This window comes from Streptococcus sp. KHUD_014, assembly GCF_051106275.1.
Taxonomy (GTDB): domain Bacteria; phylum Bacillota; class Bacilli; order Lactobacillales; family Streptococcaceae; genus Streptococcus.
The window spans coordinates 1,971,223-1,996,349 of record NZ_CP193666.1 but is presented as its reverse complement, the minus strand read 5'-3'; the positions used below and the strand labels follow the sequence as shown (position 1 = coordinate 1,996,349).

Here is a 25,127-nt window from a genome sequence, read left to right as displayed (position 1 = left end):
TTATGATACAATGGTGGCAAATTTTACTTCTCACTCTGTACTCAGCTTATCAAATCTGTGATGAGTTGACGATCGTTTCTTCTGCAGGTTCCCCTGTATTCGCTGGTTTCATTACTGGTTTGATCATGGGAGATTTGACAACTGGTTTGTTTATCGGTGGTAGCTTGCAGTTGTTTGTCCTTGGGGTAGGTACCTTCGGTGGTGCTTCTCGTATCGACGCAACTTCTGGTGCGGTTCTTGCGACAGCTTTCTCAGTTTCACAAGGTATCGAAACAGATCTTGCGATCACTACAATCGCTGTACCAGTAGCGGCACTTTTGACTTACTTCGACGTACTTGGTCGTATGACTACTACATTCTTCGCACACCGTATTGATGCTGCGATCGAACGCTTTGACTACAAAGGAATCGAACGTAACTATCTTCTTGGTGCAGTTCCTTGGGCTCTATCTCGTGCCCTTCCAGTATTCTTCGCCCTTGCTTTCGGTGGAGAATTCGTACAAGGTGTTGTAAACCTTGTTAAAGAATACCAATGGGTTGCAGACGGTTTGACTCTTGCAGGTCGTATGCTTCCAGGTCTTGGATTCGCTATCTTGCTTCGTTACCTTCCAGTTAAACGTAACCTTCACTACCTTGCTATGGGATTCGGTTTGACAGCTATGTTGACTGTTCTTTACTCAAACGTAACAAGCCTTGGTGGAGCAGTTGCTGGAATCATTGGCACTCTTCCTGCTGAAGTTGCTGAAAAAATTGGCTTTGTTAACAACTTCAAAGGATTGTCTATGATCGGTATCTCTATCGTAGGTATCTTCCTTGCGGTTGTTCACTTCAAGAACAGCCAAAAAGTTGCTGTAGCAGCACCTTCTACACCATCAGAAAGTGGGGAAATTGAAGATGACGAATTCTAATTACAAATTAACAAAAGAAGATTTTAATCAAATTAACAAACGTAGCTTGTTCACTTTCCAATTGGGATGGAACTACGAACGTATGCAAGCATCAGGTTACCTTTACATGATCTTGCCACAATTGCGTAAAATGTATGGAGATGGAACTCCTGAGTTGAAAGAAATGATGAAAGTTCATACTCAATTCTTCAACACTTCACCATTCTTCCACACAATTATCGCTGGTTTTGACCTTGCTATGGAAGAAAAAGATGGCGTTGGTTCAAAAGATGCGGTTAACGGTATCAAGACAGGTTTGATGGGACCATTCGCTCCTCTTGGAGATACTATCTTTGGTTCACTTGTACCTGCTATCATGGGATCTATCGCTGCAACAATGGCTATTGCTGGTCAACCTTGGGGTATCTTCCTTTGGATTGCAGTTGCAGTAGCGTATGACATCTTCCGTTGGAAACAGTTGGAATTTGCATACAAAGAAGGGGTTAACCTTATCAACAACATGCAAAGTACTTTGACAGCTTTGATTGAAGCTGCATCTGTACTTGGTGTATTCATGATGGGTGCTCTTGTAGCAACAATGATCAACTTTGAAATTTCATACAAATTACCAATCGGTGAAAAGATGATTGACTTCCAAGACATCTTGAACTCAATCTTCCCACGTTTGCTTCCAGCAATCTTCACTGCATTTATCTTCTGGTTGCTTGGTAAGAAAGGTATGAACTCTACAAAAGCTATCGGTATCATCATTGCTCTTGCTGTTGGACTTTCATTCATCGGTAAATTCTTACTTGGAATGGGCGCATAATTTATGAGTAAATCATTGATTTTAGTGAGCCATGGACGTTTCTGTGAAGAACTTAAAGGTAGCACAGAAATGATTATGGGTCCACAGGACAACATTCATGCGGTAGCTCTTCTTCCAGAAGATGGACCAGAAGATTTCACTGCAAAATTTGAAGCTGCTGTCGAAGGTTTGGATGATTTCCTAGTCTTTGCTGACCTCCTTGGTGGAACACCATGTAACGTGGTGAGCCGTCTGATTATGGAAGGTCGTGACATCGAACTCTATGCAGGAATGAACCTTCCAATGGTCATTGAGTTTATCAATGCGAGTCTAACTGGCGCTGATGCAGATTATAAGAGTCGTGCTTCAGAAAGCATTGTCAAAGTTAATGATTTATTGGCAAGCTTCGACGACGATGAAGATGAATAATACTCTTCAAAAATCAAATTCAAACCACGTCAGCTTCGCCTTGCCGTACTTGAGTACAGCCTTCGGCTAGCTTCCTAGTTTGCTCTTTGATTTTCATTGAGTATACGATGTGACAACGTGAAAACCGTTAGAGCATTTTATATAGAATATACATGGGAATGGGGCTTACTCCCATTCCCATATTTTAAATAAAAAATAATATAATAATAGATTAGAGGAACTCAATGCTAGATTATACAAAAGAAGAATTGCTTGAGTTGGGGGCAGAAATCACAACACGCGAGATCTACCAACAACCAGATGTTTGGAAAGAAGCTTTTGAAGCTTATCAAGAACGACGTGATGAAATTGCAGCTTTCTTGCAAGGAATTGCAGATAAGCATGACTATATCAAAGTAATCCTAACTGGTGCTGGAACTTCTGCTTATGTAGGTGATACTCTAGTTCCTTACTTCAAGGAAGTCTATGACGAACGTAAATGGAATTTCAATGCTATCGCGACAACTGATATCGTAGCAAACCCACAAACTTATTTGAAAAAAGATGTGACAACTGTTTTGGTATCATTCGCGCGTAGCGGGAACTCACCTGAGAGTGTGGCAACAGTTGACTTGGCCAAGGCCTTGGTTGATGAGCTTTATCAAGTGACCATCACATGTGCGGCTGAAGGGAAATTGGCTCTTCAAGCGCATGGTGATGACCGCAACCTATTGTTGCTACAACCAGCTGCTTCTAACGATGCTGGCTTTGCCATGACATCGAGCTTCACTTCAATGATGTTGACAGCGCTCTTGGTATTTGATCCGACAGACTTTGCTGTTAAAGCTGAACGTTTTGAAGTGCTATCTAGTTTAGCTCGCAAAGTTCTTGAAAATGTGGCAGATGTCAAAGAGTTGGTTGACCTAGAATTTAACCGTGTCATCTATCTAGGCGCAGGTCCTTTCTTTGGACTTGCTCACGAAGCGCAACTGAAGATTTTGGAATTGACTGCTGGTCAGGTTGCGACTATGTATGAAAGCCCAGTCGGCTTCCGTCACGGTCCAAAATCTCTCATCAATGAAGATACTGTAGTTTTGGTCTTCGGTACTACGACAGATTATACTCGTAAGTACGACCTAGACTTGGTTCGTGAAGTTGCAGGCGACCAAATTGCTCGTCGTGTTGTTCTCTTGACTGATCAAGCCTTTGGACTTGAAAATGTCAAAGAAGTAGCACTTGGATGCGGTGGTGTTTTGAATGATGTTTATCGTGTTTTCCCTTACATCATTTACGCCCAATTATTCGCCCTCTTGACTTCGCTTAAAGTTGGTAATAGACCAGATACGCCATCACCTACAGGTACAGTTAACCGTGTAGTTCAAGGTGTCATTATTCACGAGTTTGAAAAATAAGGAACGATTTATGAGTAAATTAACATTAAGCCCAAATAAACTTGCTTGTATGCAAAAACTCTCTGATGAGAATGGTATCATCTCAGCTCTTGCTTTTGACCAACGTGGTGCTTTGAAACGCCTCATGGCTCAATACCAAACAGAAGAGCCAACAGTAGCTCAAATGGAAGAATTGAAAGTCTTGGTAGCGGATGAGTTGACAAAATACGCATCTTCTATGCTTCTTGACCCTGAGTATGGACTTCCAGCTACAAAAGCTCTTGCACCAAATGCTGGTCTTCTCCTTGCTTATGAGAAAACTGGATACGATACTACAAGCACCAAACGTTTGCCTGACTGCTTGGATGTTTGGTCTGCAAAACGCATCAAGGAACAAGGCGCAGACGCTGTTAAGTTCTTGCTTTACTATGACGTAGACAGTGCTGACGAACTTAACCAAGAAAAACAAGCCTACATCGAACGTATTGGTTCTGAGTGTGTGGCGGAAGATATTCCATTCTTCCTTGAAATCTTGGCTTACGATGAAAAGATCGCTGACGCTGGTTCTGCAGAATACGCTAAAGTAAAACCACACAAGGTTATCGGTGCCATGAAGGTCTTCTCAGATCCACGCTTCAACATCGATGTCTTGAAAGTGGAAGTTCCAGTCAACGTCAAATACGTTGAAGGCTTTGGCGATGGTGAAATTGTTCATACTCGCGAAGAAGCAGCAGCTTTCTTCAAAGCGCAAGACGAAGCAACTAACCTTCCATACATCTACTTGAGTGCAGGTGTATCTGCTAAACTCTTCCAAGAAACTCTTGTCTTTGCCCATGAATCAGGCGCAAACTTCAACGGAGTACTTTGTGGACGTGCAACATGGGCTGGATCAGTTGAAGCTTACATCAAAGATGGAGAAGCAGCAGCTCGCGAATGGCTTCGTACAACTGGATTTGAAAACATTGATGAACTCAATAAAGTACTTCAAACAACAGCTACTTCATGGACTGAACGTGTAGAAGCATAGAATAGGAATAGAAGGAACTACTTTTGTTATACTCTTCGAAAATCTCTTTAAACCATACTAGTGTCGCCTTGCCGTACTCAAGTACAGCCTTTGGCTAGCTTCCTAGTTTGCTCTTTGATTTTCATTGAGTATTAAGAAAATATTTATGGTTTCTTGACAAAGGTGTCTGTAAATCATAAAATAAAACCATAGAGAGTGAATGCGCTTTCTATGGTTTGTTTACTTAATTGAAATAGAAAAAGGAGAGAAGGATGAAAGCATACACAGAACGTGTATTTGGGAAAGTTGATGGCAAGGATGTCCTTGCTTACCGTTTTGAAACGGAGGCAGGATACCAACTGGAAATCATGACTTATGGAGCAACAATTTTACGCTATGTAACTCCAGATAAGGCTGGAAATTTTGCCAATGTTATCCTAGGTTTTGACGATTTCGAAAGCTATGTGGGAAATAGCCCCAAACATGGAGCTAGCGTAGGTCCTGTGGCAGGCCGTATTGCAGGTGCGACCTTTGAGCTTAATGGTAAGACCTATGACCTTGAAGTCAACAATGCTAGCAACTGTAACCACAGTGGTTCAACTGGTTGGGATTCGAACTTGTTTGAACTAGTCGAAGTGAGTGACCATGGATTGACTCTTTACACAGAAAGAACAGATGGGACAGGAGGTTTCCCTGGGAATCTTAAGATCTGGATTAGCTACCACTTGGAAGAAAATGGTGCCTACGAAGTCAGCTACAAGGTGACGACAGACCAGGATACCTTGGTCAATCCAACCAACCACAGCTATTTCAACTTGTCTGGTGATTTTACGCAGACGATTGACCGTCATGTCTTCCAACTAAATACAGAAGGTATTTACCCAATCGCTCCTGATGGAGTACCAGCTAAAACTCCAGATGCTGATCGTGATGTGGTTAAACACATCTACAATGGTGCCTTGTTGAAAGATATCTTTGCAGAAGAAGATGAGCAAATCCAACTCGTATCTGGTTTGGATCATCCATTTGCTCTGCCTGCTGGACATGACAATGCTGGTTTCCTCTATGACCAAAACTCAGGTCGTTTCTTACTCTTTAAGACAGAAGCCCCTTGCTTTGTAGTTTATACAGCAAACTTTGTGGATGAGAGTGTCATTATCGCTGGTCAGCCAATGATTCAGCACAATGGGGTTGCTCTTGAAGCGCAAGCTTTGCCAGATGCTATTCATAGTGATCTTAAAGATCAAGTCATTCTCAAAGCAGGTGAAACTTTCACTAGCAAAACTCGTTACGAGCTTGTTGTGAAATAATGAAGTTTTTCTGAGTAAACCTAAATTTTAACCGTTAGTTATTTGCTAGCTGTTAGAGTTTAGGTTATTCATTTGATTTTCGGATGATGGCAGAGAAGACTTATAGAGATTGGAAAATCCAGATCATGCCCGATTGAGAATTTTATAAGATGGCTTTTTTGCTAAAAATAAGGTATAATTAAAATGGAATAAATCTAGGATTTTGACTAAAAAATACTAGATTTTTATAAAGATTTTTGGAAAAAACTCTCTTGCTTGCGAGATGGAACACTTGGAGTTTTTGATAAAAGCACTACCTGATGTTCATTTTCATATTTTGGCTCATACAACTTTTGCATCGCAAGTTGTTGATTTACAACGCTATCTTAATGTGACCATATACCCTGGTTTCAACAGATATAATTTTGAAAATGTTCTTAGTAAAGTCGATTTTTATTTAGATATCAATCATTTTAATGAAATTATGAATATCACTCAGGAAATTCATAATTTAGGGAAACCAATCTTTGCTTTTGATAATACCAGTAAGGACCCAACAGGAGGAAGTCAGATTTTTTCTTCGCAAACTCCTGAAACGATGGTAGTGGCGATAAAAGCTTACCTCAATTCGTTAGATAAATGAGAGAGTTTTAGTAGATAATCTAATCATCCGCTAGTTCACTTCTTTTATGGAGTCCATGCTTTGATGCTTGTGATTAGAGTTTAGTTTGGAGTTAAAGAACGCTTTACACTTTTAATCTTATGGTTGGTTTAGAACCAAATGGTGTAGATGTTGCTCAAGCATATCGTGGGAAGGTTTTTCGCGACTTGGGCCTCCCTGCCTGTTTTGTTTTTACACAAGTCCCTCCTCGATTTAAATGGGACTATTACCTATCTTTGGGTCATCTCGAGGAAGAAATCCTGTTAGCACATATGTTGCTGACGGATCAGCGTGATATGAGCTTGGGGATCCGTATAGATGATATGAAACAGCTCTTACATTTGACTGCTGAATATAAGGAAAATAATTGTGAATTGATTTTTCAGGAACAAGATGGTATCATTACCATTCTGCATAAAAATAGTCTAAAACCGGATTATGTGGATTATGTAGATTATTATGCATTTGGTCGTTTACTTCGTAGAGAACATTATGGTAAGAAAAAGCTGTTCACAGAATTTTTTACAGCAGTGGATGCTGGATTTGGTCTAGTAGCTAGAGTTGTTCGCCGACTGTTTCATAATAGAGATGGTTCAGTAGCCTTTGAAGAGATTAAGAAAGAACCAGGTGAGGATACTGAAGCAGTTTATCGGTGCGGAGCAGAATGGTTCTATAGTGAGTCTGAATTTTTAGAGCGAGTCTTATCAGAGTTGCAGTTTAGTAAAGAGGATCATGTATTTCTTGATCGTATAGGGAGTCTTCCCTTTACATCCCCTCTTTTACGTTTAAAAGGTGAAGCGAAAGTATCCTGTGTTGTGCACTCTATCCATTATTGGGGAGATCAGATTAATTCTGAATATTATTACCTCTTTCAATATGCCGAAGAATTTGATGGTATTTTAGTATCAACGCAAGCACAGAAGGATGAATTGGAAAAACATTTAGCATTACTAGGGAAAACTGGTCAAGTTCGCGTTCTTCCAGTAGCTACCCTGGACCAGTTGCAATTAGCTGATGAACGAAAACCATATTCTGTGATGCTCGCCGCTCGATTTGTACGTCGAAAACGATTAGACTTAGCAATCAAAGCCATCGTTGCTTTTCATGAAATTTGTCCAGATGTCAACTTAGATATCTATGGTCAAGGGATGCTATGGCAGGATATTGAAGCAGAGATTGCCAATCTAGGAGCACAAAATTATATTCATCTTAAGGGGCATCAGACAATTAAGAATCGCTTCAAAGAGTATGAGCTTTACCTGGCTACCTCGGAATGGGAAACTTTTGGTATAACTTTGTTAGAAGCAATTGGTTCTGGACAAGCTCTTGTTGGTCTAGATGTACCTTATGGAAATCAGACCTTTATTCAGGAGGGTAAAAATGGTTATTTAGTTCCTTTTGATGCTCGTTCGGATGAGGAAATTGTGGTTGATTTAACAAAAGCTTTAGAGAAAGCCTTCAAACAAATCAAAAAGTTCAGGGAAGACTCTTACCGCTTAGCTGAAGAATATTTATCAGACTGCATAACAGAACAATGGTATGAATTTTTGAATAGAGAATGGGAATAAAAAAGAAATGATGTATTATTATCTGACGAGGGAATGGTCTTCAGATGACGATCGCCTAAAAAAAGATTTAGAACTCATGGGGATGGATCTGAAACCATTAACGATTAACAATATTTTTACTAGTTTTTTTTCTAATCATGAAAGTTCAAATCCCTTACACATGACTCAACTTCCCTTACCTCAATTTTGGGAGGTTCTTTCTACAGGTGATATCGTAGCGGGAAGAAATCAAAAAGGGAAGATTTACTGTTATCCTCAGTGGCCACAAATGGTGGAGTTAGTCGAATGGTATGACAACAGTGGTCTTTGTTGTGCAAAAGATCATTATGATTTATCGGGAACTTGTTTTCATAGAGAAATTTGGAGTGGTGGAAAAAAAGAGATAGACATTTATGGTCAGGAAAATCAAGAGCAACTTTATCTTTTTTCATCTCATAATCGTGCACTTTTTCGAGAAGCAAATGGTCGGGAAGAGGGGCTTTCTTCAATTGATGAAGCAAGAAAACTGATTTTAGATAAACAATTATCTACAGGTGATTGTTTAGTATTATCAGATATAAGCTTACTTAGGGAGATGCCTAACTTCTCATCTGATCAGTTAGTATTTTATATGAGAGAAGAGTTATCCGCGGAAGATATTTCGTATCTAAAAGATCGTTGTGGGAATCTACTGACTCGAGATTTGAAATTAAAGGCAGACAATATGAATCTTCCCCTGATTTATCTACCAACGTTTCTTGGCGCCTTTAGGGAGTTTCGTCCGCATATTTTAATTTTGACAGATACGCAAGAACTAGAGCAAATTGAAGTCCTTGTATCTGCCCTACCAGATTTTGAATTTCATATTGCTGCTTTAACAGTAATGGGAGGGCGCCTGCTAGATCTGGATTGTCATGCAAATGTTCATCTCTACCCAGGTCTGTCTAGAGAGATATATGAGAAACTTTTACAAACGTGTAGCATTTATCTGGATATTTCTCATGCGCAGGAAATACTTGATGGTAGCCGTGCAGCTCTTGAAAACGGCATGATCCTTTATGCTTTTAAGGAAACGTGTCACCAGCCAGAGTTTTATGCTACTGACCATGTGTTTCCAAGGGATTGTATCGCAGAGATGATTGACGAACTATCCCAACTTGTAAATCCAGAAAAATATCAATCTGCTTATGATAAACAAAAGATGAATCCGTGCTTAGTGACAAGGGAAAAGATGAAGTTGCTCCTTTAACTAACGGACAAATAAAGGAAGTATCGTGAGAGCTAATTTTTTTAAATTTTTATGGTATCTATTGTTAATACTGAGGTAAGTTTAGGATAAATCTTATAATGCAGACCGCAACCTCTACATGATTCCATGAAAATGAAATCTATTTCTATGATGATAGAGTAGTTGGTCTTAGACAAAGACATTAATAACTGTATAGCGTCTAGTTTAGTACTTCACTTGGTGATAATTTGTATTTCAATCATTAACTTAGTATGGGGAGATATGATTACATGTTTGTACTGAGTCGAATCATCTGAGATTCGTGTTAGTGAGGCTTATCCCTGAACTTGTCGGTTTACTGCTTCGAACTACTTGCTTCAGTGTAGATAAAGTTGAGGATATAATTGCCTCAATCCAGCAATATTTGAAGAACTTAGACTAAAAATTGAATAAAGAAAGAAATAAAAATGGAAAAAATAAGTGTTATCGTCCCCGTTTATATGTCAGAGGCCTATCTTGAAAAATGTTTAGATAGCATTCTTCAACAAACTTATCAAAATCTTGAAGTTATTTTAATCAATGATGGTTCAACTGATGGTTCGGCAGCTATTTGTCAACGATATAAAAATCAAGATGCGCGTGTTAAAGTTTACCATAAGCCAAATGGAGGAGTTGCTTCCAGTCGCAATCGTGCCTTGGAAGCTGTGACAGGTGATTACATTGTCTTTGTGGATAATGATGATTGGCTAGAGTTAGACCATATCCAAAGCCTTTATGATTTATTGAAAAAAACGGATGCAGATATTGCAATTGGTAATTTCACTCAGTTTATTGAAGATCAGGGAAGTTTTTTAATCCATGTAGATGCAGATAGCTATTTTGAACAAGTCTATAGCCCTTTTGATTGGTTCCATTATCAATATGATGGAAAGTATAATCTTAGTCAATGTTTTACAGTCCCGTGGGCAAAACTCTATAAAGCGGAGCTTTTCAAGGATATTGTCTATCCAACGGATCAGAAGGTAGAAGACGATTATACGACCTATAAGGTTTATCTTCAAGCAGATAAGATTGCCTATATGAATAAAGCCATTTATATTCATAGAAAACGCTCCACAAGTGTGACTAGAACAGTTAATCTTGCAGATGTTTATCCTTTAAAGAGTATTGAAGAGCGTCTGACTATTTTGAATCTGATTGGGGCACCTCAGGAGTTGTTGGATAAGGAAATTCAGGCTTATAAATGGCGATTATCCATTCATGAAGAAGAATCATTGAAACGCGGAGATATGGAAGCTTATCAACAGATTTTGGTGAAAAAAGCTATTGAGACCAAGCGTCGGTGAGAGCGATAGGATTTATAGACTAGTTGATTAAAGAAAAATAATTAGTACAACTTATTGTAAAATAAAAAAATTCTCTGAAGTCATAGGATTTCAGAGAATTTTTTCTTATTCTTCATCTGGTGTGAGAATCATCGGAATGATGATTGGTTCACGTTCCGTATTTTCATAAAGGAATGGTCGAATAGCGTTTACGATAGCGCCATTGACAGACTGTACGCTGGCATCTTTGTTTTTCAAAGCGATACGAATAGCATTGAAAAGGATGCGTTGGCTTTGGCGGATCAAGTCACCAGATTCGCGCATGTAGACAAAACCACGGCTGAGAATATCTGGTCCAGATAGGATCATCTGAGACTTGAAGTCAACGGTTGCGACAGCAAGTACGACACCATCTTCGGATAGGTCTCGGCGATCTTTTAGGACTGCTGCTCCGATTTCACCGATACGATTTCCATCGACGTAGATATCCTGAGCATTGAAATGACCTGCGATACGGGCAGAGTTTGCAGTGAGGGCAAGCACATCACCATTGCTCATGATAAAGATATTGTCCTTCTCTACTCCAGTGTCTACCGCTAGTCCAGCATGGACTTTCTGCATGCGGTATTCACCATGGACAGGCATGAAGTATTTTGGCTTAATCAAGCGGAGCATGAGTTTTTGCTCTTGTTGACCACCGTGTCCAGATGTATGGATGTTGTTAATCTTACCATGGATGACTTCAACACCAGCTTCTGAAATGATGTTAATCAGCTTGTTAACGCTAGTGGTATTTCCTGGGATTGGACTAGATGAGAAAATAACAGTATCGCCAGGTTGGAGTTGCACTTGACGGTGAGTTCCGTTAGCGATACGAGAGAGGGCTGCCATAGGTTCGCCCTGGCTACCTGTACAGAGGATAAGAATCTCACCTGCAGGGTAGTCTTTGATTTCATTTGGTTCGATAAAGGTTCCCTTAGGCGCCTTGATGTAGCCAAGCTCGATTCCGTTAACAATGGCCTTTTCCATAGAGCGTCCAAAGACAGCAATCTTACGACCTGTTTTAACAGCAGCGTCAGTAGCTTGTTGGAGACGGAAGATATTTGAGGCAAAGGATGCAAAGATGATGCGTCCCTCGATACCTTGGATAATCTTCATGATCGACTGGCCGACAACCTTTTCAGAGTTTGTAAAGGTTGGCACTTCAGCATTTGTTGAGTCAGAGAGCAAACAAAGTACTCCATCTTCACCTAGAGCTGCCATGCGGTGCAAGTCTGCAGGTTCACCAACTGGTGTAAAGTCGAACTTGAAGTCACCTGTACAGACGATTTTCCCTTGAGGTGTGTGGATGACAATACCCAAAGGCTCTGGAATCGAGTGGGTTGTTCTAAAGAAAGTTGCTTTAAGATTTTTAAAAGTCAACTCAGTGTTGTGGTTGATTTCGTGAAGTGTAGCGTTGCGCAAAAGTCCATGCTCTTCGAGTTTTCCACGGATCAAGGCAAGGGCCAGTGGACCCGCATAGATAGGGATATTGGCTTGCTTGAGCAAGAAAGGAATCCCTCCGATATGGTCCTCGTGTCCGTGTGTAATCAAAAGAGCCTTAACGCGGTCGATATTTTCTACAATGTAGGAGTAATCAGGGATAACGTAGTCGATACCGAGAAGGTCATCCTCTGGGAATTTAATCCCTGCATCAACGATGATGATTTCATCTTGATATTCGATACCATATGTGTTTTTTCCGATTTCTCCTAGACCACCAATGGCAAAAACGCCAACTTCTTCTGGTTTAAGAGTGTAGGCCATATTAGAACTCCGTAATTTCGAATGCGCCAGTTTCTTTTTCGTAGTCTAGCAATTTGTCAGACAAGAGTTCGATATACTCGATATTATATTCTGGACGGTTTTCTTCTACAAGTTGGCGAGCAGCGATACGTCCTTCAAGTTCTGAACTAGCATCGATGTCCAAGTAGAGTGAGCGTGTTGTTTCACGACGTGGGCTGCGTTCTTTTGTTTCTTGATAAAAAACTTTGTAAATCATATGTTTCCTTTCTGCTTTCAGGTCAGCTATATTCAAAAATGCTCAGTTTGAAGCTGGTTTGATTCCAGTTCATTTTTTGTCTTTATTGACCTTGATTCGTTACAATTATCTCAATTATAACATAAAAAGGAGAATTAGTAAAAGCGGGAAACATGAAAGTAAGGAGCTTCAAATACGTTTCATTTTGCCTTGTATAAGTATTTGAAAACCTCGGATTCAAATGCTATAATAAAGTTAGCAGAGGCGTTTCTATATCAAGGAGTTTGAAGGATGAATGGCCTATTTCCTTTTGCTATCGGTATTCGTTTGGTAGCTTTTATGATTTTTGTTGCCTGTGTTTACGGAGGAAATGTTTTATATACTCGGCTAGAGCATCGGAAAACCAAGTTCCTTTGGAAGATTGGCTTCGTGACTCTATATTCGTTTTTCCTTCTTCTTGTCACCTATATGGTCTGGTTTGTATTTTACTTTGGCTTGAATACTTAAGTACTTATCCTGTCAATTTGGCAGGACATTTTTGTTTCAAGACAAAGAAAATTCCCATGTGTCAGCTTTTGTAGTATAATAGTAAGCAGACAAAAAGATAGGAATGTGTTATGAAAGTATTAGCTTTTGATACGTCCAGCAAGGCTCTTTCTCTAGCTATTTTAGAGGACAAGCAGGTTCTTGCCGAGACGACGATTAATATCAAGAAAAATCACAGTATTACCCTCATGCCTGCCATCGATTTTTTGATGGCAAGTTTGGATTGGACGCCCAAGGATTTGGATCGAATCGTGGTGGCAGAGGGGCCTGGTAGCTATACAGGTTTGCGAATCGCAGTAGCAACTGCTAAGACGCTGGCTCATACTCTGAATATTGAGTTAGTTGGTATGTCTAGCCTCTTGGCACTGGTGCCGAGCCAGAAAGCAGGTTTGGTTGTCCCTTTGATGGATGCACGCCGTAACAATGTATACGCAGGATTTTATGAACATGCTCAACCTGTCTTTCCCGAAGCTCACCTGTCTTTTGAAGAGGTGTTAGAAAAAGTCAAGGATGCTGAGCAGGTAACATTTGTCGGTGAAGTTGGAGCCTTTGTGGATCAAATCCAAGAACAACTGCCACAGACTAATTACCAAGAAACCTTACCAAACGCAGCCAATCTAGCTCTTTGGGCTTGGGACAAGGAAGCAGACTCCTTGCACGACTTTGTGCCGAATTACCTCAAACGTGTCGAAGCTGAGGAAAACTGGCTCAAGAATCACACCGAGTCTGGAGAATCTTACATCAAACGCCTATGATAGAAATCAAACGAATCCAACAGCAACCTGACTTGGCTCAAGCTATCTATGCTGTTATGGCAGATGTTTATCCAGTTAGTTCTTGGACTCTGGAACAAATCCAAGCAGACCTGTCTCAAGACCAGACTTGGTATGCTCTAGCTTATGATGGGATAGAAGTGATAGGTTTTCTAGCTGTTCAGGAAAATAACTTTGAAGCAGAAGTCTTGCAAATCGCTGTCAAAAAAGCCTATCAGGGACAGGGGATTGCGTCAGCCTTGTTTGCTCAATTGCCGACGGATAAGGAGATTTTTCTCGAAGTCAGGAAGTCTAATCAACGAGCGCAAGCATTTTACAAGAAAGAAAAAATGGCAGTCATCGCTGAGAGAAAGGCCTATTACCATGATCCAGTCGAGGACGCCATTATCATGAAGAGAGAAATAGATGAAGGATAGATATATTTTAGCATTCGAGACATCCTGTGATGAGACCAGTGTCGCTGTCTTAAAAAACGATGATGAGCTCTTGTCCAATGTCATTGCTAGTCAAATTGAGAGTCACAAACGTTTTGGTGGCGTAGTACCAGAAGTAGCCAGTCGTCACCATGTCGAGGTCATTACAGCCTGTATCGAGGAGGCATTGGCAGAAGCAGGGATTACCGAAGAGGACGTGACAGCTGTTGCGGTTACCTACGGACCAGGCTTGGTCGGAGCCTTGCTAGTTGGTTTGTCAGCTGCCAAGGCATTTGCTTGGGCTCACGGACTTCCACTGATTCCCGTTAACCATATGGCTGGCCACCTGATGGCAGCTCAGAGTGTGGAGCCCTTGGAGTTTCCTTTGTTGGCACTCTTGGTCAGCGGTGGCCACACAGAGTTGGTTTATGTTTCTGAGGCTGGTGACTACAAGATTGTTGGAGAGACCCGAGATGATGCGGTTGGTGAGGCCTATGATAAGGTCGGCCGTGTCATGGGCTTGACCTATCCAGCAGGTCGTGAGATTGATGAGTTGGCTCATCAAGGTCAGGATGTGTATGATTTTCCACGTGCCATGATCAAGGAGGACAATCTGGAGTTTTCATTCTCAGGTTTGAAGTCTGCCTTTATCAATCTTCACCATAATGCCGAGCAAAAGGGGGAAAGCTTATCCAAGGAAGATCTATCTGCTTCCTTCCAAGCAGCAGTTCTGGACATTCTCATGGCAAAAACCAAGAAAGCCTTGGAGAAATACCCTGTTAAAACCCTAGTCGTGGCTGGTGGTGTAGCGGCTAATAAAGGACTCAGAGAACGCCTAGCAGCAGAAATCACTGACGTCAAGGTCATCATTCCACCTCTGCGACTTTGTGGTGACAATGCAGGCATGATTGCCTATGCCAGCGTCAGCGAGTGGAACAAAGAAAACTTTGCAGGCTTGGAGCTAAACGCCAAACCAAGTCTCGCTTTTGAAACTATGGAATAAAAAGTCAGCTTGAAGCTGGCTTTTTTGCTAAAATATTTTATAATATGTTAAAAAAGTAAAAGTTTTTACGAATAGAATAGTAAAGGGAATATTTAAAGGGGAGTTTGTCTATGATTGAAAAACAGGAATTAGGAGAATTTTACAAGGAATTACGCCTGGCGAGAAAGCTCAAGCAGTCAGATGTGGCTTGTGCTGGACTAACAGCTTCTCAGCTATCCAAGTTTGAACTAGGGCAGTCCATGCTGTCTGCGGATAAGCTGATCCTAGCTATCCAAGGGATAAATGTGACATTTGATGAATTTGGGCACAAGCTCAACAACTACCAAGAATCTCCACATATGCGATTTGGTAGAAGGATTGTGGATCGCTTTGCCCATCAAGATATAGCCGGCTTAGAGCAATTGTTGAAAGAAATTGAGCAAGAACAGATGGCGCAGACCTATCGTCGTTTGAATGCTATTGTGATTAAAGATGCTATCCATTCACTGGATAAAAGCTATCCGCTAGCAGAGGAGGATAGCGAGTTTTTAACAACCTATCTCTATGCTATCGAGTCTTGGACCTGGTTTGAACTCTATATCTTTTGCAATACCATGCCTTTCTTGAGCAATCAAGATCTGATCTTTTTATCAACCTCCTTACTCGAAAAATCCAAGGAATTTAAAGAATTGGCACACAATAGACTGTATATGAAAAATAGCTTTCTAAATATCATCTCAGAGCTTATGGAGCGAAAACTTTTCTCCTACATCCCAATCTTTGAAGCCGAGTTGGAGAGCATACTTCGTCCATACGATGTTTTTGAGAAATTACTGTGGCAATTTTTAAAGAAAATGAGTGTTTTCCTTCAGACCAAGGGAAGCAATCAAAAAGAGATTGAACACTTTATCCAATCTCTGCAAACCTTAGAAAATCCACAATTAACAGCCCTTTTTGAATTACGCTTACAGCAATACAAAGCACTTATCGATTAGTTAAAGATGCAAAAAGATAATAATCTCAGCAACGATTGTCAATAATGTTATGATTTGTTTCTTCATTTCATGTCCTCCTACGTAATGGTAACTACATTATATCAGTGAAAAAGTCAAATCCATAAAAATCGCAAATGTGAAATTTCCATCAGAAAAAATATCAAATATGCGATTTTATAAAATTGCCTACTTTCCGTGCTATACTGTTCTTGTAAAGCACCTGAAGCAAATCCTAGGTCGCAGAAGTGGTTTACAAGTAAAATAATTGAAGGAGTGTAAATGATGTTGAATTTACAATTTGCAGAAACAATGGAATTGACAGAGGCAGAATTGCAAGCAGTTAGCGGAGGAGATATTGTCAATATTGTCCCAGGTGTTAGAGGCGGTACAGGTTGGGGTGTTGCAGGAATTTACCCTGGTTGGGGAAATCAAGGGATGAGTCCTCATCGTGGTGCTTTTGATTGGGCTGTAGAGCCAACAGGTGAGTGGTTTAGACGCCGTTGATAAAATAGTATAGGAAGTAATTTAATGAAGAAAATGAAAGAAATGAAATTTCATCTAGTAACCGGATTGTTGATTTTGACTAATTACCTCATTTTTAATGTCATACCAGACTTAGATTTTACTGGTACTTTGTCTGATGAGATCTACTATGTTTTACAGGTCTTGTTGATGCTTGTGCTGGGAGTTGTTGCAACTATTATTCTTGTCAAAAGTGAACATTGGAAAGAGTGTGGTCGTTTCCAGTTTCGTTGGTCTTACCTGGGTGTTTTCTTTCTTTCTTTTTTCTTATTATTCGTGTGGGCAAATCTAGCAACTCGTATCTTTCCTCGTACGCAAAATGGCAGTAGGGTAGTGGAAGTAGCCACTAGTTTAACAGGAATTAGCTATTTTATTACGCGTGTGCTTTACGGTAGCCTTATCGCGCCTGTGGCAGAAGAGGTTATTTGTCGTGGTTTTGTGATGACAAGCTTGTCTAAATTCAAAAACTACTATATCGATGTTCTTGTTTCTGCTGCAATATTTGGTGCTATGCATGTTTTACAGCATGGTTGGATAACGACAGATTTCATACTTTATTTTGTAATGGGCTTGATATTTTGCATGATGTTTCGCTATACACGCTCTATTTATTGGGCCATAGCTTTACATGCTTCATGGAATACCTTCTTACTTATTGTTAGTTTATTGGTGTTTGGATTTTAGAAGGGTGATATATGAAAAAGATAATCTCATGCTACTACTTTTTTGTAGCCATGCTACTGGTCATAGCTTACCAGGAGTTCAGTGGTCTAGTTTTATACAGCGACTTTGCTGCTGGTCTATCTGACTTTACATTTTATCTGTCGGATATGATGTTGAATTTTCTTGTAGTTTTGCTTGCGCTCATTGTCATGAATCAGTCAGGGAAATGGCAGAAAATCAACAGCATAAAATTTAAAGGATCCTATCTTTTCTATTTCTTTTTAGCTCTTATTGCATTTTTGATTTGGAATTTCGTCACATTTTTTATTTTCCCACCTACTAAAAATGAAATTGCTTATCAACTCGATATTCCTACTTTTACAGGAGCAACGGCATTTTTGATGTATTTTTTCTATCCTGTGGTTGCAGGTCCCATTTTTGAAGAGATGATCTATCGTGGATTGGTGATGACCGCTCTGGAAAAAGGAAAGAAATGGGGACTGGATGTGCTCGGTTCTGCTGCTTTATTTGGAATCCTGCATATTAGTAACCATGGTTGGGTATTGACAGACTTTTTCGTATATATGGGTAGTGGTTTAATAATGGCAATCTTTTTTAGAGCAACCAAGTCCATTTATTGGCCTATTGGACTGCATATAGTCAATAATGCCATTCCTCAAATTTTACTCTTGCTGTAATTTTAGGTGCTCAGTAATATCGGTCTATCCTTAGGGAAAACTTCCCATTTGAATTTAAAAAGGAGTTGCGATGAAAGTATTTCTTCAAAATAGAGATTTTAGGCAATTAACTATCAACCAGTGGATTTCGACGGTTGGGGATACGATTTTTTATCTGGCCTTTTTGAATTATGTGGCAGATGCGTCTTTTGCCCCTCTGGCGATTTTACTCATCACGATTTCAGAAACTCTTCCCCAAGTTCTACAAATCTTTCTGGGAGTTTTGGCGGATTTTCAACATCATCGTGTCCTAAAATATACAATTATTAGTTTTGCAAAATTTTTGCTTTACTCTATAGTTTCTTTATCACTTTTAGGACAGTCCTTTTCCTTGTTATTAGTAGCATTTATTTGTCTGATTAACCTCTTGTCTGATACATTGAGTTATTTTTCAGGTGCCATGCTCACTCCGATTTTCATTAGAATTATTGGGCAAGACCGTCTGGCAGAAGCTATTGGATTTAAACAGTCAACTGTTAGTTTAGTGAGAACAATCAGTAATATTCTAGGAGGAGTCTTACTAGGCATTCTTTCCATCCAGTTTATTTCCTTACTGAACGCTCTTACCTTTTTAATCGCATTTCTAGGTATCCTTTTCATAAAAAATGACCTCTCAAAAGTAGAAAAAACTATTAGCTATCAAGAAGGACTCTCTGTAAAATCCTTTTGCCAGCATTTGGTTCAATCATCGAAATTGATATGGAATATGAATAAGGTGCTCTTGGTTTTGTTTATTATTTCTATTAGTCAAGCAGTGATAAATGTTACAGTTCCTGTTTCTACTCTGTTTTTGAGGAATCAGCCCTTTTTGAATTTACAAACAGGTCAATCTCTTGCCTTGTTATCCACCCTTGAGCTGTCAGCACTTATTATCGGAAGTCTTGTAAGTGGCTATCTGAAAAATACGATTTCTATAAAAATAGCTCTATATGCCTCAGTCGTCATCCAGTTACTCCTTTTAGTAGGATTTGCCACAGTTCATTTTGGCTTGATTCTGCTTTTCAGCTCCTTGGATGCCTTCATCGCAGGGCTACTCTCTCCTAGATTGCAAGAACTCGTCTTTAAACAAATACCTGAGGAGTCAATGGGAGCAGTTCAATCCTCTATTGGCGCCATTACGGTTGTTTTACCTAGCTTATTTACAATAGCTTTGGTAACCATTGCTACTAGCTTTGGAACTCTGGCAGTTAGCTTTGTTTTATTGCTATTCCTTCTAGTTGCCTTTACCATGCTCTTGAATATCCGTGAAAACATTTAGCGGAAAATTTGTATAATACATATTTGAGACTGGTTTCCAGTCTTTTTCTGTTCTTGTCAATCAGCAGGCTTTTTTCTATTTGACGAATATGTTATAATAATTTTTGCTGTGACTGTTTAGAAAGTAGTCGTGAAGGAATGATTAGTGAGGAAGTCTATGAAAGAAAAAGGATTTTGGGAAGGTGTGCAGGCAGCCATGCCAACCGCCCTGGGTTATGTCAGTATCGGTCTTGCCTGTGGGATTATCGGTTCGCCCTATGTGACACCAGTAGAAATGGGTCTGATGAGTCTCTTTGTCTATGCTGGGAGTGCCCAGTTTGCCATGATAGCCTTGATTGCAGTTCAAGCTCCAGTAGCTGCTATTGCTATGACGGTCTTTTTGATTAATCTGCGCCTCTTTTTGCTGAGTTTGCATGCATCGACCTATTTTCGCCATACCAGTCTTTGGCACAATATCGGCATGTCCAGTCTTTTGACCGATGAGACCTATGGCGTTTTGATGGGCGAGTTGGTACATACGGATAAGGTTAACCCCATGTGGATGCACGGGAACAACATTAACAGCTATGTAGCTTGGTTTGTCGGAACTGTTGTCGGAACTGCTCTAGGTGGACTTCTACCAAATCCAGAAATTTTTGGCTTGGATTTTGCCCTAGTGGGGATGTTTATTGGGATTTTTACTTCCCAGTTTCAGATTATGCAAAAACGAATTCCTTTGCGCAATCTCTTCATAATTTTAGCAGTTGTAGCTGTATCTTTCTTTTTGCTCTTGACGGTGGTGTCTCAGTCATTAGCTGTTCTGTTTGCGACCTTGCTAGGTTGTACCATGGGGGTGGTCTTGGATGGTCAGTAAGTATATTTTATTAGCAATTGTCTTTTCTGGCTTGGTGACTTGGATTCCAAGAATGATTCCTTTCATCCTAGCCAAGTACAAGGGTTTGCCGTCTATCGTAGAGCGCTTTTTGAAATTTCTACCAGTTTCTATTATCTTTGCCTTGATTCTTTCAAGTGTGGTGACAGGAAAAGTTGGAAGTCTCCCGCAGATAAAGTGGTTAGACTTTTTAGCAGTCTTTCCAACGGCCTTTGTAGCCTTTCGTTACCGCAATCTGGTGGGAACTGTTCTCTTTGGGGTGGTCTTGATAGCAGTCCTACGTTTGGTCTTTTAATCAGTCATAAAGAAAACCTATCACAAATATAGAAATCATATAATAGCGTAATTCCTTTTTTTCTGTTAAGATAAGATTGTATTCTATTTTGGAGGAAATATCATGAAAAAAATCGTTAAGTATTCATCACTTGCTGCCCTAGGGCTTGTTGCTGCAGGTGTACTGGCAGCTTGCTCAGGTGGCGAAAAGAAAGATGCGGCGTCGGGTGAAGCAACAACTGCTAAGAAAGAAATCATCGTAGCAACTAACGGATCACCAAAACCATTTATCTATGAAGAAAATGGTGAATTGACTGGTTACGAGATTGAAGTAGTTCGCGCTATCTTTAAAGACTCAGATAAGTATACTGTCAAGTTTGAAAAGACAGAATGGTCAGGTGTCTTTGCAGGACTTGACGCTGACCGCTACAATATGGCTGTCAACAATCTTAGTTATACTAAAGAACGTGCGGATAAATACCTCTATGCAGCACCGATTGCCCAAAATCCTAGTGTCCTTGTAGTGAGGAAAGATGACAACAGCATCAAATCTCTCGATGATATCGGTGGAAAATCTACAGAGATTGTTCAAGCTACTACGTCAGCTAAACAGTTGGAAGAATACAACAAACAACACGCAGATAACCCAACTATCCTGAACTATACTAAGGCAGATTTCCAACAAATCATGTCTCGTTTGAGCGATGGACAATTTGACTACAAGATTTTTGATAAAATCGGTGTAGAAACAGTTATCAAAAACCAAGGTTTGGATAACTTGAAAGTCATCGAACTTCCAAGTGACCAACAACCTTACGTATACCCACTTCTTGCAAAAGGTCAAGATGAATTGAAATCATTTGTTGACAAACGCATCCAAGAACTCTACAAAGACGGAACTCTTGAAAAATTATCTCAACAGTTCTTTGGTGGTTCTTACCTCCCAGCAGAAGCTGACATCAAATAAGTTTGTAAATCATCCATTCTCTCGTAGGTGGATGATTTTGTAACTTTTAGACATATAGTTTAAAACTATATGTCTGCCTATCTAATAACAATTTGCGAAATCAAATAAAGTGTGAGATACTATTACAGTATTATTTTTAAAGGAGAACGAATCATGAAAATTAAAAAATGGTTAGGTGTAGCAGCTATCGCTACAGTAGCAGGCCTTGCACTTGCAGCTTGCGGAAATTCAGACAAGAAAGCAGACAATACAACTACAGTTAAAATCGCAACTGTTAACCGTAGCGGTTCAGAAGAAGCACGCTGGGACAAAGTCCAAGAATTGGTTGAAAAAGACGGAATTAAATTGGAATTCACAGAGTTTACAGACTACTCACAACCAAATAAAGCAACTGCTGATGGTGAAGTAGACTTGAACGCTTTCCAACACTACAACTTCTTGAACAACTGGAACAAAGAAAACGGTAAAGACCTTGTAGCGATTGCAGATACTTATATCTCACCAATCCGCCTTTACTCAGGTAAAAACGGGGAAGAAAACAAGTACACTAAAGTGGAAGAAATCCCAAACAACGGTGAAATTGCTATTCCAAACGATGCTACTAACGAAAGCCGTGCCCTTTACCTTCTTCAATCAGCAGGTTTGATTAAATTGGATGTTTCGGGAACTGAACTTGCTACAATCGCAAACATCAAAGAAAATCCAAAGAACTTGAAAATCACTGAGTTGGACGCTAGCCAAACAGCTCGTTCATTGACTTCAGTTGATGCAGCAGTTGTAAACAACACTTTTGTTACAGAAGCAAAATTGGACTACAAGAAAGCACTCTTTAAAGAGCAAGCTGACGAAAACTCAAAACAATGGTACAACATCATCGTTGCGAAAAAAGATTGGGAATCATCACCTAAAGCTGATGCAATCAAGAAAATTATCGCAGCTTACCATACTGATGAAGTGAAAAAAGTCATCGAAGAAACTTCAGACGGCTTGGATCAACCAGTTTGGTAATAAACATAGGGAGGTGGGAGAGATTTTTTCCACCTCTTGATTTTATATAGAGACTAAAGAAAAGGAATATCCACTTGTATTGATTCTAAAGGTACAAGTCCTAGTAGAAAGGTAGAGAGAAAATGGTTTTCCCTAGCCAAGAAGAACAAATTGAAAAGTTTGAAAAGGATCATGTAGCGCAACATTACTTTGAAGTTTTGCGTACCTTGATTTCTAAAAAATCAGTCTTTGCCCAACAAGTCGGCCTTAAAGAGGTGGCTCGTTATCTAGGCGAAATCTTCAAGCGTGTAGGTGCAGAGGTCGAGATTGATGAGAGTTATACGGCACCCTTTGTCATGGCGCATTTTAAAAGTTCACGCCCAAATGCCAAGACTATCATTTTCTACAACCACTATGACACAGTACCTGCGGATGGCGACCAAGTCTGGACAGAGGATCCATTTACGCTTTCTGTGCGTGATGGCATTATGTATGGACGCGGGGTTGATGATGACAAGGGGCATATCACTGCCCGCTTGAGTGCTCTTAGAAAATACATGCAGCATCATGATGATCTACCAGTCAATATCAGTTTCATCATGGAAGGAGCTGAAGAGTCTGCCTCTATGGACTTGGACAAATATTTAGAAAAACATGCGGACAAGCTTCGTGGTGCAGATTTATTGGTCTGGGAACAAGGGACCAAAAATGCCTTGGAACAGCTAGAAATCTCTGGTGGGAACAAAGGAATTGTAACCTTTGATGCCAAGGTAAAAAGTGCGGATGTGGATATCCATTCGAGTTATGGTGGGGTTGTGGAATCAGCTCCTTGGTATCTCCTTCAAGCTTTACAGTCTCTTCGCGCTGCAGATGGACGTATCTTGGTTGAAGGCTTGTACGAAGAAGTACAAGTGCCAAATGAACGTGAATTGGCCTTGGTTGATACCTACGCCCAACGAAATCCAGGGGAAATCAGCCAGATTTATGGTTTGGAATTGCCTCTCTTACAAGAGGATCGTGCAGCCTTCCTAAAACGTTTCTTTTTCGAGCCAGCTCTTAATATCGAAGGGATTCAGTCAGGCTATCAAGGGCAAGGGGTTAAAACGATTTTGCCAGCAGAAGCCAGTGCTAAGTTAGAAGTTCGTTTGGTTCCTGGCCTAGAACCGTATGATGTTCTGGAAAAAATTCGGAAACAGCTAGACAAAAATGGCTTTGATAAGGTAGAATTATACTATACCTTGGGAGAGATGAGCTATCGAAGCGACATGAGCGCGCCAGCCATTCTCAATGTGATCGAGTTGGCCAAGAAATTCTATCCACAGGGCGTTTCAGTCTTGCCGACAACAGCGGGGACAGGGCCTATGCATACGGTATTTGATGCTTTAGAAGTACCCATGGTTGCCTTTGGTCTAGGAAATGCCAATAGCCGAGATCACGGTGGAGATGAAAACGTGCGAATCGCCGATTATTACACCCATATTGAATTAGTAGAGGAGCTGATTAGAAGCTATGAGTAGAGATATTATCAAGTTAGATCAGATCGATGTGACTTTTCACCAAAAGAAGAGAACTATCACAGCGGTCAAGGATGTGACCATTCACATCCAAGAAGGGGATATCTACGGAATCGTTGGATATTCTGGAGCAGGGAAATCAACCCTAGTTCGTGTTATTAACCTCTTGCAAAAGCCATCTGCAGGGAAAATCACCATTGATGACGATGTGATTTTTGATGGCAAAGTGACCTTGACGGCCGAGCAGTTGCGTCGTAAACGTCAAGATATCGGAATGATTTTCCAACACTTTAACCTCATGAGCCAGAAAACAGCAGAGGAGAATGTAGCCTTTGCCCTCAAACACTCTGGACTCAGCAAGGAAGAAAAGAAGGCTAAAGTGGCTAAATTGCTTGACTTGGTTGGCTTGGCAGACCGTGCTGAAAACTACCCTTCACAATTATCTGGAGGGCAAAAACAGCGTGTGGCCATTGCGCGTGCTTTGGCAAATGATCCAAAAATCTTGATTTCAGACGAATCAACTTCTGCCCTTGATCCTAAGACAACCAAGCAGATTTTGGCCTTGTTGCAAGATTTGAACCAAAAATTAGGCTTGACTGTTGTCTTGATTACGCATGAAATGCAGATTGTCAAAGATATTGCCAATCGTGTGGCAGTCATGCAGGATGGTCATTTAATTGAGGAGGGTAGTGTTCTTGAAATCTTCTCAGACCCTAAACAACCTTTGACTCAAGACTTTATTTCAACAGCTACAGGTATTGACGAAGCCATGGTCAAAATCGAGAAGCAAGAAATCGTGGAACACCTATCTGAAAACAGTCTCTTGGTGCAACTCAAGTACGCAGGAGCTTCTACAGATGAGCCACTTTTAAATGAATTGTACAAGCACTACCAAGTAACGGCCAATATCCTCTACGGAAATATTGAAATTCTTGATGGGACTCCTGTTGGTGAGCTAGTAGTTGTCTTGTCAGGAGAAAAAGAAGCTTTGGAAGGTGCCCAGGCAGCTATCCGTGAGGCTGGTGTGCAACTAAAAGTACTGAAGGGAGGGCAGTAA

At 40.3% G+C, this 25,127-nt stretch carries 27 protein-coding genes; 25 read left to right on the top strand and 2 right to left on the bottom strand.

The annotated features are described in order from the left end of the window. Positions 1-2 precede the first annotated feature (2 nt). From ACORHT_RS09635 to ACORHT_RS09590, 10 genes are all read left to right on the top strand, one after another. The gene (locus ACORHT_RS09635; RefSeq protein WP_434350165.1) at positions 3-908 is read left to right on the top strand and encodes a PTS mannose/fructose/sorbose/N-acetylgalactosamine transporter subunit IIC; all 906 of its coding nucleotides are present in this window, start codon (positions 3-5) and stop codon (positions 906-908) included. Then, on the top strand, positions 895-1,716 hold the full coding sequence (locus tag ACORHT_RS09630) for a PTS system mannose/fructose/sorbose family transporter subunit IID (protein WP_000185292.1): 822 nt from the start codon (positions 895-897) through the stop codon (positions 1,714-1,716). The genes ACORHT_RS09635 and ACORHT_RS09630 overlap by 14 nt, the downstream gene beginning before the upstream one ends. A 3-nt stretch (positions 1,717-1,719) precedes the next feature. Continuing rightward, the gene (locus ACORHT_RS09625; RefSeq protein WP_223140330.1) at positions 1,720-2,124 is read left to right on the top strand and encodes a PTS sugar transporter subunit IIA; all 405 of its coding nucleotides are present in this window, start codon (positions 1,720-1,722) and stop codon (positions 2,122-2,124) included. Between the two features lie 224 nt (positions 2,125-2,348). Beyond that, positions 2,349-3,515, top strand: a complete 1,167-nt coding sequence (locus ACORHT_RS09620) for an SIS domain-containing protein (RefSeq protein WP_434350164.1) — start codon at positions 2,349-2,351, stop codon at positions 3,513-3,515. Positions 3,516-3,525: 10 nt separating this feature from the next. Beyond that, complete coding sequence (lacD, locus tag ACORHT_RS09615; protein ID WP_434350163.1) at positions 3,526-4,521, top strand: tagatose-bisphosphate aldolase; 996 nt, start codon at positions 3,526-3,528, stop codon at positions 4,519-4,521. Positions 4,522-4,772: 251 nt separating this feature from the next. Further along, positions 4,773-5,810, top strand: coding sequence for an aldose epimerase family protein (locus ACORHT_RS09610; protein WP_434350162.1), 1,038 nt, complete (start codon positions 4,773-4,775; stop codon positions 5,808-5,810). 280 nt (positions 5,811-6,090) lie between these two features. Continuing rightward, the gene (locus tag ACORHT_RS09605) at positions 6,091-6,432 is read left to right on the top strand and encodes a hypothetical protein (protein ID WP_257375141.1); all 342 of its coding nucleotides are present in this window, start codon (positions 6,091-6,093) and stop codon (positions 6,430-6,432) included. A gap of 119 nt (positions 6,433-6,551) precedes the next feature. Then, positions 6,552-8,018: a glycosyltransferase gene (locus ACORHT_RS09600; protein ID WP_434350161.1), complete on the top strand. Its 1,467-nt coding sequence runs from the start codon at positions 6,552-6,554 to the stop codon at positions 8,016-8,018. A gap of 7 nt (positions 8,019-8,025) precedes the next feature. After that, a complete protein-coding gene (locus tag ACORHT_RS09595; RefSeq protein ID WP_434350160.1) occupies positions 8,026-9,246 on the top strand; it encodes a hypothetical protein in 1,221 nt (406 codons plus the stop codon). A 446-nt stretch (positions 9,247-9,692) separates the two neighbouring features. After that, positions 9,693-10,571 (top strand): glycosyltransferase family 2 protein, encoded by an 879-nt coding sequence (locus ACORHT_RS09590; protein WP_434350159.1) that lies wholly within the window; start codon positions 9,693-9,695, stop codon positions 10,569-10,571. Between the two features lie 105 nt (positions 10,572-10,676). Here ACORHT_RS09590 and rnjA read toward each other — a convergent pair whose 3' ends face one another. Together rnjA and ACORHT_RS09580 are read right to left on the bottom strand one after the other, a co-directional pair. Then, positions 10,677-12,356 carry a ribonuclease J1 gene (gene rnjA, locus ACORHT_RS09585; RefSeq protein WP_373094621.1) on the bottom strand — a complete coding sequence of 560 codons (1,680 nt, stop codon included), beginning with the start codon at positions 12,354-12,356 and terminating at the stop codon, positions 10,677-10,679. Position 12,357: 1 nt separating this feature from the next. Then, positions 12,358-12,591 carry a DNA-dependent RNA polymerase subunit epsilon gene (locus ACORHT_RS09580; RefSeq protein WP_000639587.1) on the bottom strand — a complete coding sequence of 78 codons (234 nt, stop codon included), beginning with the start codon at positions 12,589-12,591 and terminating at the stop codon, positions 12,358-12,360. A gap of 270 nt (positions 12,592-12,861) precedes the next feature. Between ACORHT_RS09580 and ACORHT_RS09575 the strand changes: the two genes are divergently transcribed. The 15 genes from ACORHT_RS09575 (at position 12,862) to ACORHT_RS09505 (ending at position 25,127) form a co-directional block, all read left to right on the top strand. Further along, positions 12,862-13,077, top strand: a complete 216-nt coding sequence (locus ACORHT_RS09575) for a hypothetical protein (RefSeq protein WP_434350158.1) — start codon at positions 12,862-12,864, stop codon at positions 13,075-13,077. Between the two features lie 110 nt (positions 13,078-13,187). Further along, positions 13,188-13,871: a tRNA (adenosine(37)-N6)-threonylcarbamoyltransferase complex dimerization subunit type 1 TsaB gene (gene tsaB, locus ACORHT_RS09570; RefSeq protein WP_434350157.1), complete on the top strand. Its 684-nt coding sequence runs from the start codon at positions 13,188-13,190 to the stop codon at positions 13,869-13,871. Beyond that, the gene (rimI, locus tag ACORHT_RS09565; protein ID WP_434350156.1) at positions 13,868-14,305 is read left to right on the top strand and encodes a ribosomal protein S18-alanine N-acetyltransferase; all 438 of its coding nucleotides are present in this window, start codon (positions 13,868-13,870) and stop codon (positions 14,303-14,305) included. Before tsaB ends, rimI begins: the two co-directional genes overlap by 4 nt. Further along, entirely contained in the window at positions 14,295-15,305 is a 1,011-nt protein-coding gene (gene tsaD, locus ACORHT_RS09560; protein ID WP_434350155.1) for a tRNA (adenosine(37)-N6)-threonylcarbamoyltransferase complex transferase subunit TsaD, read from the top strand. Before rimI ends, tsaD begins: the two co-directional genes overlap by 11 nt. A gap of 110 nt (positions 15,306-15,415) precedes the next feature. Further along, positions 15,416-16,279 (top strand): XRE/MutR family transcriptional regulator, encoded by an 864-nt coding sequence (locus ACORHT_RS09555; protein ID WP_434350154.1) that lies wholly within the window; start codon positions 15,416-15,418, stop codon positions 16,277-16,279. A 282-nt stretch (positions 16,280-16,561) separates the two neighbouring features. Further along, positions 16,562-16,783 carry a hypothetical protein gene (locus ACORHT_RS09550; protein WP_434350842.1) on the top strand — a complete coding sequence of 74 codons (222 nt, stop codon included), beginning with the start codon at positions 16,562-16,564 and terminating at the stop codon, positions 16,781-16,783. 24 nt (positions 16,784-16,807) lie between these two features. Next, positions 16,808-17,485 (top strand): lysostaphin resistance A-like protein, encoded by a 678-nt coding sequence (locus tag ACORHT_RS09545; protein ID WP_434350153.1) that lies wholly within the window; start codon positions 16,808-16,810, stop codon positions 17,483-17,485. Positions 17,486-17,496: 11 nt separating this feature from the next. After that, on the top strand, positions 17,497-18,162 hold the full coding sequence (locus ACORHT_RS09540) for a lysostaphin resistance A-like protein (protein ID WP_434350152.1): 666 nt from the start codon (positions 17,497-17,499) through the stop codon (positions 18,160-18,162). Between the two features lie 70 nt (positions 18,163-18,232). Continuing rightward, positions 18,233-19,459 (top strand): MFS transporter, encoded by a 1,227-nt coding sequence (locus ACORHT_RS09535; protein ID WP_434350151.1) that lies wholly within the window; start codon positions 18,233-18,235, stop codon positions 19,457-19,459. A 156-nt stretch (positions 19,460-19,615) separates the two neighbouring features. Next, the gene (locus tag ACORHT_RS09530; protein ID WP_434350150.1) at positions 19,616-20,311 is read left to right on the top strand and encodes an AzlC family ABC transporter permease; all 696 of its coding nucleotides are present in this window, start codon (positions 19,616-19,618) and stop codon (positions 20,309-20,311) included. After that, positions 20,301-20,624 (top strand): AzlD domain-containing protein, encoded by a 324-nt coding sequence (locus ACORHT_RS09525; protein WP_414258244.1) that lies wholly within the window; start codon positions 20,301-20,303, stop codon positions 20,622-20,624. The genes ACORHT_RS09530 and ACORHT_RS09525 overlap by 11 nt, the downstream gene beginning before the upstream one ends. Before the next feature lie 102 nt (positions 20,625-20,726). Further along, the gene (locus ACORHT_RS09520; RefSeq protein ID WP_434350149.1) at positions 20,727-21,569 is read left to right on the top strand and encodes an amino acid ABC transporter substrate-binding protein; all 843 of its coding nucleotides are present in this window, start codon (positions 20,727-20,729) and stop codon (positions 21,567-21,569) included. A gap of 153 nt (positions 21,570-21,722) precedes the next feature. Then, complete coding sequence (locus tag ACORHT_RS09515) at positions 21,723-22,577, top strand: MetQ/NlpA family ABC transporter substrate-binding protein (RefSeq protein ID WP_000694516.1); 855 nt, start codon at positions 21,723-21,725, stop codon at positions 22,575-22,577. Between the two features lie 122 nt (positions 22,578-22,699). Continuing rightward, positions 22,700-24,073, top strand: coding sequence for a M20 family metallopeptidase (locus tag ACORHT_RS09510; RefSeq protein WP_434350148.1), 1,374 nt, complete (start codon positions 22,700-22,702; stop codon positions 24,071-24,073). Continuing rightward, the gene (locus ACORHT_RS09505) at positions 24,066-25,127 is read left to right on the top strand and encodes a methionine ABC transporter ATP-binding protein (RefSeq protein WP_049548100.1); all 1,062 of its coding nucleotides are present in this window, start codon (positions 24,066-24,068) and stop codon (positions 25,125-25,127) included. Before ACORHT_RS09510 ends, ACORHT_RS09505 begins: the two co-directional genes overlap by 8 nt.

Bases quoted from the DNA above. Each gene is read 5' to 3' on its own strand.
- ACORHT_RS09635 (WP_434350165.1), top strand. From the start codon at position 3: ATGATACAATGGTGGCAAATTTTACTTCTCACTCTGTACTCAGCTTAT.
- ACORHT_RS09630 (WP_000185292.1), top strand. From the start codon at position 895: ATGACGAATTCTAATTACAAATTAACAAAAGAAGATTTTAATCAAATT.
- ACORHT_RS09625 (WP_223140330.1), top strand. From the start codon at position 1,720: ATGAGTAAATCATTGATTTTAGTGAGCCATGGACGTTTCTGTGAAGAA.
- ACORHT_RS09620 (WP_434350164.1), top strand. From the start codon at position 2,349: ATGCTAGATTATACAAAAGAAGAATTGCTTGAGTTGGGGGCAGAAATC.
- lacD (WP_434350163.1), top strand. From the start codon at position 3,526: ATGAGTAAATTAACATTAAGCCCAAATAAACTTGCTTGTATGCAAAAA.
- ACORHT_RS09610 (WP_434350162.1), top strand. From the start codon at position 4,773: ATGAAAGCATACACAGAACGTGTATTTGGGAAAGTTGATGGCAAGGAT.
- ACORHT_RS09600 (WP_434350161.1), top strand. From the start codon at position 6,552: ATGGTTGGTTTAGAACCAAATGGTGTAGATGTTGCTCAAGCATATCGT.
- ACORHT_RS09595 (WP_434350160.1), top strand. From the start codon at position 8,026: ATGATGTATTATTATCTGACGAGGGAATGGTCTTCAGATGACGATCGC.
- ACORHT_RS09590 (WP_434350159.1), top strand. From the start codon at position 9,693: ATGGAAAAAATAAGTGTTATCGTCCCCGTTTATATGTCAGAGGCCTAT.
- rnjA (WP_373094621.1), bottom strand. From the start codon at position 12,356: ATGGCCTACACTCTTAAACCAGAAGAAGTTGGCGTTTTTGCCATTGGT.
- ACORHT_RS09580 (WP_000639587.1), bottom strand. From the start codon at position 12,591: ATGATTTACAAAGTTTTTTATCAAGAAACAAAAGAACGCAGCCCACGT.
- ACORHT_RS09575 (WP_434350158.1), top strand. From the start codon at position 12,862: ATGAATGGCCTATTTCCTTTTGCTATCGGTATTCGTTTGGTAGCTTTT.
- tsaB (WP_434350157.1), top strand. From the start codon at position 13,188: ATGAAAGTATTAGCTTTTGATACGTCCAGCAAGGCTCTTTCTCTAGCT.
- rimI (WP_434350156.1), top strand. From the start codon at position 13,868: ATGATAGAAATCAAACGAATCCAACAGCAACCTGACTTGGCTCAAGCT.
- tsaD (WP_434350155.1), top strand. From the start codon at position 14,295: ATGAAGGATAGATATATTTTAGCATTCGAGACATCCTGTGATGAGACC.
- ACORHT_RS09555 (WP_434350154.1), top strand. From the start codon at position 15,416: ATGATTGAAAAACAGGAATTAGGAGAATTTTACAAGGAATTACGCCTG.
- ACORHT_RS09550 (WP_434350842.1), top strand. From the start codon at position 16,562: ATGTTGAATTTACAATTTGCAGAAACAATGGAATTGACAGAGGCAGAA.
- ACORHT_RS09545 (WP_434350153.1), top strand. From the start codon at position 16,808: ATGAAGAAAATGAAAGAAATGAAATTTCATCTAGTAACCGGATTGTTG.
- ACORHT_RS09540 (WP_434350152.1), top strand. From the start codon at position 17,497: ATGAAAAAGATAATCTCATGCTACTACTTTTTTGTAGCCATGCTACTG.
- ACORHT_RS09535 (WP_434350151.1), top strand. From the start codon at position 18,233: ATGAAAGTATTTCTTCAAAATAGAGATTTTAGGCAATTAACTATCAAC.
- ACORHT_RS09530 (WP_434350150.1), top strand. From the start codon at position 19,616: ATGAAAGAAAAAGGATTTTGGGAAGGTGTGCAGGCAGCCATGCCAACC.
- ACORHT_RS09525 (WP_414258244.1), top strand. From the start codon at position 20,301: ATGGTCAGTAAGTATATTTTATTAGCAATTGTCTTTTCTGGCTTGGTG.
- ACORHT_RS09520 (WP_434350149.1), top strand. From the start codon at position 20,727: ATGAAAAAAATCGTTAAGTATTCATCACTTGCTGCCCTAGGGCTTGTT.
- ACORHT_RS09515 (WP_000694516.1), top strand. From the start codon at position 21,723: ATGAAAATTAAAAAATGGTTAGGTGTAGCAGCTATCGCTACAGTAGCA.
- ACORHT_RS09510 (WP_434350148.1), top strand. From the start codon at position 22,700: ATGGTTTTCCCTAGCCAAGAAGAACAAATTGAAAAGTTTGAAAAGGAT.
- ACORHT_RS09505 (WP_049548100.1), top strand. From the start codon at position 24,066: ATGAGTAGAGATATTATCAAGTTAGATCAGATCGATGTGACTTTTCAC.